Annotated in this window: 2 protein-coding genes; both read right to left on the bottom strand. The window is 62.8% G+C overall.

What is annotated here, in order from left to right:
* Positions 1 to 794: 794 nt before the first annotated feature.
* On the bottom strand, positions 795 to 1133 hold the full coding sequence (locus ACWDUD_RS30270) for a histone-like nucleoid-structuring protein Lsr2 (RefSeq protein WP_450111731.1): 339 nt from the start codon (positions 1131 to 1133) through the stop codon (positions 795 to 797).
* 971 nt (positions 1134 to 2104) lie between these two features.
* Complete coding sequence (locus ACWDUD_RS30265) at positions 2105 to 2641, bottom strand: hypothetical protein (protein ID WP_450111730.1); 537 nt, start codon at positions 2639 to 2641, stop codon at positions 2105 to 2107.
* Positions 2642 to 7582 lie beyond the last annotated feature (4941 nt).

Genomic DNA, 7582 nt, shown 5'->3' with positions numbered 1-7582 from the left:
GGTGGAAGCCTGCCTTGAACGCCTTCGCGATCACTTTCGAAGGACGCATCAACTAACCGATGCCAGGCCGGTTCCACCGTTTATCGGACACTCCCTCTTCATCGGAGAGTCGGCGGTCGACCACGTCCGGTCGACCTGGCCTGAGGGCCAGGGGCCGCCATGCCCAGTGACCGCCCGGATGAGTTCCTGACCTGCTTGTGCGTGGCTTCCCGGCCTGGGGACGGCCGGGTTCGTGATGTCGAGACCGCCGTCTTGTCCATGATGTCGACGGCGCTCGGGAATGCATCCGCTGAGATCGGATGGACGCACGGCCGCAAGCTACAGGCTCGACGTTGCGTCTTCGAGGTGGTGAAGGTGTTGGTATGAGCGGCGACTGAGGAAAGCGCCGGCAAGATCGATGCGTGCATCCAGGAACTACCTGAGCACGCATCCGAGTTCGAACACGACGGTGCCGAGGAAGAAACCGGCTGGCGCATAGGGCGATTTCGGTTCGGTCAGATTCCGGGCCGCCCATGATTTCGAGCCAGTGCCACTCTGGCTTCGATCTGTAGATCAAGAAGCAGGCCCGGCTCGCACACAGCTGGAATCGGCAGGTCCACAGGGATTCTTGCAGCATCCCCCACTGATGCGACTGGTACCTGCACTCGTTGGATCCGTCCGGGCCCTTACGGTTCAGATCGAGGACAATCGGACTTCGACACCACAATCTTCGCCGGGTGCCCCGCACCCACGAGCACAAGAAAAGTGCAGTGGGTGCGGGATTGTGGAACTCCGCGGTACCGGCGAACGGAAGGTCAGTGCGCCGCCGTGTACTCGTCGACAAGCGACTGGGGCAGACGTCCGCGAGCGGGGACTTCGTAACCGGCCTCGATGGCCCAATCCCGGATCTCCTTGGAGCTCGGCGCACCCGAAACGCTCTTGCTGGCCGCGCTTCCTCGCCGCTTCCGCCCTCCGACACGGGTGGCATGCGCCACGTAGTGCTCGATCTTCTTGCGGAAGTCTCGGGCGTTCTTCTTGTTCAGGTCGATGGTGTACTCGACGCCATCGACGGCAAAACTGATCGTCTCCCCCTCATCCTCCAAAGGGGTTCCATCGATGTCGTCGAATACTTCCACGACCGTTCTGCTTGCCACCGGCAAACCTCCATTTTCAACCTTTTCGGAAGGGACTGGAAACATTCTACATACCCACGGTATGGGGCGAATCCTAGAATCAAGAAAGTTCCGCACGTGAACGCATCCAGGTGCCTGCCTGTGCAGTTGATCCGAAGTCACATGAGAACCGCTCCGAAAGAGCCAGTAATTGGGTCCACACTCATCGCGTCACCGTGAAGTGCCAACTGCCCTCGTCTCCGCATCGACGATCACCACGCGATCCCGAACGGTACTCCCCCGCTTGCATTGATCGACGACGCGAGCCACGAGCACGGCCGGGGCAGATCCCCTCGACGCGCCACGCACCCGTCCTCTGAATACATCGCGCAACATCAGCTATTCCACTCTGCGGTGGGCTTCGAAACGCCCACTAGACATGCATACGCGGAAGGCACCTTTGTGACAGTCACCACCAACTACCTGAGTAACGACTTTCCATACTTTCGGCCGAGCGATAATGCCACTCACCCGAAGCAAGAGCTTCGCGCCGATGGCTTGTTTCCCGAGGCTAAGAACAATCCCGACGACACTCGAACCACAGTCGAAATACCAAATCTCTTTCCTGACCTCAGCCCGACTCGCCATCCTCAGCAAGGAGGATCCGCCTCTCGTCGCCACTGAGCCAATCGACCCAGCGCCGCCGGCATACCGTCATGGCGGAAGCCGCCGCGCCGGGAATACCTACACGCCTGGGACAGGTGCGTTGCACGGAGGACGCTTAACTGATTGCTGCACGTCCCCGCCCCTCCCCGGGCCGTCGAGCCCGAGTGGCGGTAGCAACCACCCACACCAGCGCAATCATCGATTTACACGCGATAGTCAACGAAAGGACGGCGATCGGCATGGACGGGTCCGCGACTGCCGAAGACCGCTACCGCAAGCGGTCACCTCGCCTTCGAAGACGCCCTGCGCGAGGTAACCGGTGTTCCCCTCGACCGCGACGACTTCGTTCAGATCCCCAGTCTCGCCTCCGCAACCCGGTCGTACCCGAACTGTCCGAACACGACGCCCGTATCCTCGACGAAGCCGGATTCACCGGCGACCGCACCGCCGCGACCATCGCACGACTCGACCGCGACATCTGCATCTCGACACTGGTCCACAACTCGAAAACGATCGACGCCGCTGCCCATCTCGGTGTCGCACCCGCCCGCATCCGGCAACGCATCACCGCCGGTACACTCTGGGCGTTCGACTCGGGCCGCCAGCGACTCCTGCTCCCCGAACAGTTCACCGACACCGGCGAAGTCCCCCACCTCGACAAGATCATGCCGTCGATCGCGAAGGACCTGCACCCACTGACCGTGCAGGCATTGCTCACCAGCCACAGGACTCACTCGTCGTCGACGGCCACCCGGTGTCAATCGTGACGTGGCTGACCGGCAGCGCCGGCAGCCACGACGACATCGAAAGGCCCGCGAGGTCATCACCATCGCCGAATGGGAGTCGATGTAGATGGCGGCGATGATCCCGCCGCCACCCGCCATCACCACGCTCCGCGCGGCAGGACTGCTCCCCGACGAAACCATCGAATGGACACCGACCGAAGGATCTGGCGCATCCACCCCCGTGGTGCACTCGCCGAAGTGTTCCAGTCCTCCAGGGCATCGACCGCCACCGTGGTGATCCGCACCTGACCGGCCTCACATTCACACGCCCTGTGCGTCTGCTCGACGTCTCCGGGATCGGCGGCGGAACATGGGCCACCGGCGTCGGTGGCAACTATTCCCTCGACTCGGTGTCCCATGGCCGGGCCCAGTACTGAGCAGGCACCATCCACCGCGCCCATCCGGATCTGGACGGCGTCATCTACCGCGGCCGTTTCGCCGGGCCCGCTACGATCGCGCTGTTCGAACGCGACGCCGACGCCTTCCCCACCCGGCCCGAACTCTCACTCCCTTTCGCGCACCCCCGGCCCTCGCCGACGCGGTCGAGACCGCAGCGCACAGCCTCGGCTACATCGTCACCTGACCGGCAGCACACCGCCAGCGACGAAGCCGATACCGTCGAGACACGCCCGAGGCGCCGAAACACGTTCCCCGCGGCGTCTCCTTCGAGACTCAGCCGAGCACAGGTGTACGGACGCGGCCGCATCCGCCATACCCGCGTCAGCTCGCAGCAGCTAACCCCGTGAGAAGAACGCAGCCGTGCCGCACCGAGTGGACCCTTACTCCCCAACATGAACGAAAGGCTTTTCGCCGGAAGGACATCCGAGAACCGATCGCACGCTCGCGTTCACGGCGGCCGCAACGATCGTCCGCAGCCGCGCGCCATCGACAACCCGCGCTCGCCTACGCCACGCTCATACAACCCGAACATGCAATCTGTGCATCCCAGTCGCCTGAACCGACGCGAACGCCGACCCAAACGATCGGTCCACATATTCGCGCTGGTCGCAACACGAGCGAACACCCGAACGGACACTGCTCGGAGTTCTACGCTCACCCGTCGATAGCTGCACCATCGACAACGGGCACGGCTCCGGCGGCAACACGCTCGACACTCACCCGAGCCCGAAAACTACTGTCTCAGAACGCAGAATCCTGCAAGTGCGACCCTAACCATCCTCGGATACCCGCCGGACGCCCATACCTGCAAGACCTCGCAGTCGAGTTCGGCGACGGCCACGACCTCCCCGTACGCGCGCACTCGCAGTAGGATCGCTCGCCGCCCCGGCCTGCGCCCCCGTCCACAAAGCGACCAACAGCCTCACACCGATATCGGACTTCTCCACGGCAGACCAGCCAGTACTGGGAACGCACATCGCCGGTCTGGACCGCCAACTGGTCCGACTCCCCGTCTGGCTTCCCCGGTCACGCAAGTCGCATCGTCGATCGTCGCCGTCTCGACCCCACTCACAGACGTGATCGACTCGAGCGTCGCGAATCCGGGCGCAACCATGCCGTTCACCGGGTGACCGCTCGGGAACTTCCGAACACAGCCTCCGAGGTACCGAGCAGGACACGCCAATTGGAACTTCTCGACGCACCGACCATCGCGAGCGCCATGCGGACGCCGCAGCCGAACTCGCCCGCCGAAGCACCGGAGTGCTTCCGCCTCCCCGGACACCGCATCCCTGGTCTTCACGGACCGAGACACCGACTACCAGAACCGCCGATCGTCTCCAGGTCGACACACACACTTCAGAAGCTGAAGCTGTTGGCGCGGAGGTATTCCGATCGCGAATCGACTGGCGCACACCAAGTCACCAGGGAGTCGAACACCCAGCTTGCGCCGCTGATACAGATGGCCACGGCCGTGGATCTCGAATGGGATTCGCAGCTGCTGTCGGTGTTCCGGGACACCCAGGGGCACAATCGATTGCCACACACTGGTACCCCGCCCCTGGCAGAAGCTGACGCGATCGCGCCGGTGAACCTTGTCAACATCCCAGGAAGTCACCTGAGGCACGTCCGAGGAGCCGGCCCTCTCGGGGGAAGATCCCGGAGCCGCTCGGTTTCGATGCAGCCATGACCGAGCCCCTCTATCGGCCCGGAGCTGTATCTTCATTCCCCGGTCACCTAGACCGTGTAGTTCTATGTCCAGCGCACAGCCACCCACTACAGCTGCCTCGTCGTGGACGCTGTCCGCAACGCGGTTCAGTGGTTCGGGCCGGCTCGAGCGTTCAGATCGGACGCTCCGCATGAGTCGCCGACGCCCGCAATCCTCGTCGGCTTCGGCCGTGGGCCACAGGCACCAAGCACTACAGGTATCTCAAGCGCGGCGACGCGCAGCAGGCCCGCACGCAGCACCACCGGAAGATGCGCATGAGTGAGCGGTATTGACGCACAATGCCACGCCTACCACGTCGGACACCAACCGGCCTCGCTCAGCTCCGGCCGAGTCGACCGTCATCGTATGCGCGCGCACGTGTTCCGTGTTTCGATCCGGCGAACACGGACTCGGGTTCCGCATCCAGACCTCGGGAAAGGATCGCGTGGCCGACAATGCCGCAGCTATTGAACAAGGATCCTGGCTCCGCAGGACCGTCACATGTTCGATTCCCCATGCATCACCTCGCCATCCGACGACCTCGCGTCGGCCTCATCTACTGTGATCGGACCACCGTCGTCCCGAGCGGCAGATCACCTCGACGCAGTGGAGTACCCCTGTTGTGCTGACGGAACAGCCGTGCTCTTCTGATGCCCCGCGGTTGACGCATCCCGTGTCGGGGTTGCGATGCTCGGGCCCCTTCCGGTTCCTCCCCTCCCCTACAGGAAGGGCTCTGGCGTGTCCGTATCGCCGAGACGAACGCACCGGCAGAGTAGCTGTCGTCTGAACGGACGGCGCGACCCGGACCCTTTCCGAAACCCAGCCGGTACCGAGGGTCCGTGCCGGGTCCAACAACAGATCCGGCACCGAACGCCGCGGCGGGGTCGGTGCCGGCACTTCACCTCGACCCGCGATCCGCTGCGGACAACCGCCCCGACGGACCCGAGCCGCGAGCGTCTCATCCGGCGCGGGACACGAGTAGCGCACGGTCGAGAGCGATTCGGGGACAGCGCCACGTCGAACCCTCAGATCGGGACGGCGCCGAGTAGTGCCCGATATTCATTTCCGAAAATCGACGCTGAATATCGTCCTCGGGCGTGGACAGCCGCTCTCGACGCACGCGAAAATAAAATTCGAGTCGCTGCGCGATCACGGACCGGTGATGTGGTGAAATAAACCACATCGATACCCACCGAAGGAAGGAGCCGGAACTTACCGACGAGTAATAAGTAAATACCTCACAGGGCAGTACAAGACAAAACCCCCTAACGGGGGCTTGTCCTTCGAGAATCTTTCCACCAGGTTCATCGAGTTGTAGTGCAGCTAACCGTGTGTTCAGTTCTCACCACTGTTGGCGCTCGACATGGAACCGAAGTTGCCGCTTCGCTCCAAGTACTGCTCCCACCAGGGCTTATCGGTGCTCGATAGGTCCAGCTTTCTTGGAGGGACATACCGTGCTTGGTACGTCTCAGGGTAACTCATGCCCTGACACAGATTCAACAACTTCCACAACGACACGCCGCGAATTTTCCGCACCAGTCGCGCCGGATGCCGTAACTCACCAATCCCCCCCTTCCCATGACCTCGCCTATTTGGATGCAATAACTCGCGCACAAAAAAACGTGGCGCGAGTCGAGAAAATCAATATCGAAAGCGATCAACGCGGTCGAACCTGGTCAATTCCGGTACCACCAGAAATGCAGTCGACCACCCCCGTCTGGTCCGGACGAGCAATCTGGCAACGTCAAGTCCGAGAAATTCTGAATAGCGACTCCGGCATTCAAGAATGCCGGCGCCACAGCATCGACCCAGAACGCGTCTTCGCCGTTGCGGTATGCATGGCCTCCGTAGCCGACCAGCGCACCGGACGCCGCGTCACCGCCTCACGGGAGACCCTCGCCGAGCGAGCCGGCGTCTCGATCACTGTCCTCAAGCGTGCACGGCGCGTTCTGTCCGAACTGGGGATGGCTCACGAGATGGTCCGGGGCCGATTCCTACGCACAATCGAACAGTGGGCCGCCGAAGCCCATCACGGACGTAAACAAGTGAAGGCGACAAGCGTCTGGGCCCTGACCTCCCCCAGATCCGTCGTGACTCGCGTTACCTCCGCTGGCTCGCCCACGGACACTCCACCCACTACACGCGTCGGGAACGCCTCACGCGACCCCCGCACCCCTACCCCACCGATTCATCCACAATCCCGCACCGGTGGCCCCCAATCTCTTGGTGTTGTTTTATGTAGTTCTACTTCCGTCAGGAAGTACAAGACAACGCGCGCGCGAACGCACGCGGCCGGAGCTTCCCCTTCCCGCAACGAGAATCCTCGACCGATTCAGCTTCAGAAGGCCGCTGCCGAGCTAATTTCCCTTGCCCCATCTCTGGATACCGGAAGGCATATCGGATCCGTCTGCGACGCACTCAGGGACCATTGCGTCGATACGACTCGCTGGACAGGGCGCGATATCGCGAGAACCCTCAACGAAGACACCAAGCTTCGCGGCTGGACCTGGCCTGAACGGGGTTCGCTTAGGCACCCCATCAGGTTCTTGCGCTGGCGCCTGGCGCGCATTGATTGGTCCGGCCCCTCCCCCTCCGAACGCGCCCGCGCGGCCAAACTGGAGCGGGACCTGGAACGTCGGCGAGCTTCCGTGGCGGCGTCCGACCGCGACATGCGAATCGCCTCTACAAGCACGAGGATGTCGGTCATGAATCAGATTCGAGAAGCCCTCTCCCGCAGGCGAAGCAATCCCTCCGGTAGCGCTGTGAGGTAGGCGCGCTCCCCGTCCGACGGAAACACGGGAGCCTCCTCTCCCCCACCGGCTCGTCGTTGGCGGTGTTTCGTGACAGCGAGATGCGAGTCATGGCTGTTTACCGCGGTAAACAGCCATGTCGCGCGGGGCTGCTGAAGTGTACAGAGAGGTCGCGCGTGTGCGCCA

The organism is Rhodococcus sp. NPDC003382 (assembly GCF_053589135.1).
This window is presented reverse-complemented; position numbering and strand designations above follow the sequence as displayed.